Origin of the sequence: Clostridium malenominatum (assembly GCF_039521365.1) — a bacterium.
Taxonomy (GTDB): Bacteria; Bacillota; Clostridia; order Clostridiales; family Clostridiaceae; genus Clostridium_AW; species Clostridium_AW malenominatum.
The window spans coordinates 1-1091 of record NZ_BAAACF010000018.1 but is presented as its reverse complement, the minus strand read 5'-3'; the positions used below and the strand labels follow the sequence as shown (position 1 = coordinate 1091).

1 rRNA gene is annotated in these 1091 nt (G+C 48.9%); it reads left to right on the top strand.

Going from position 1 to position 1091, the window contains the following annotated elements:
• A 23S ribosomal RNA gene (locus ABDZ69_RS17080) occupies window positions 1–1091 on the top strand; the annotation flags it as partial.

Genomic DNA, 1091 nt, shown 5'->3' with positions numbered 1-1091 from the left:
GGTCTAATCCAGAGTACCACGAGACACGTGAAACCTTGTGGGAAGCAGGGAGGACCACCTCCCAAGGCTAAATACTAACTGGTGACCGATAGTGAAGTAGTACCGTGAGGGAAAGGTGAAAAGAACCCCGGGAGGGGAGTGAAATAGAACCTGAAACCGTGTGCCTACAAACAGTCGAAGCACATTAAAGTGTGACGGCGTGCTTTTTGTAGAACGAGCCAGCGAGTTACGGTATGTAGCAAGGTTAAGCACTTAAGGTGCGGAGCCGAAGGGAAACCGAGTCTGAATAGGGCGACTAGTTGCATGCCGTAGACCCGAAACCGGGTGACCTATCCATGGACAGAGTGAAACGGAAGTAAAATTCCGTGGAGGCTCGAACCACATTGGTGTTGAAAAACCATGGGATGAGCTGTGGATAGCGGAGAAATTCCAATCGAACTCGGAGATAGCTGGTTCTCCTCGAAATAGCTTTAGGGCTAGCGTCTGGTAATTAAGTAGTGGAGGTAGAGCACTGAATGGGCTAGGGGCTGACAACAGTTACTGAACCCTATCAAACTCCGAATGCCATATACTTGTATCCAGGCAGTCAGACTGCGAGTGATAAGATCCGTAGTCAAAAGGGAAACAGCCCAGACCATCAGCTAAGGTCCCAAAGTGTAAGTTAAGTGGAAAAGGATGTGGGATTTCTAAGACAACTAGGATGTTGGCTTAGAAGCAGCCACTCATTTAAAGAGTGCGTAATAGCTCACTAGTCAAGAGATCCTGCGCCGAAGATGTCCGGGGCTCAAACTTACCACCGAAGCTATGGATTCGAAAGAATGGTAGAGGAGCTTCCTGTATGGGTTGAAGTCGTACCGTAAGGAGCGGTGGACTATACAGGAGTGAGTATGCTGGCATAAGTAGCGAGAAATAAGTGAGAATCTTATTGGTCGAAAACCTAAGGTTTCCTGAGGAAGGCTCGTCCGCTCAGGGTTAGTCGGGACCTAAGTCGAGGCCGAAAGGCGTAGGCGATGGACAATCGGTTGATATTCCGATACCACCAACTTTCGTTATTACAGATGGGGTGACACAGAAGGATAGAGTGTGCGCAC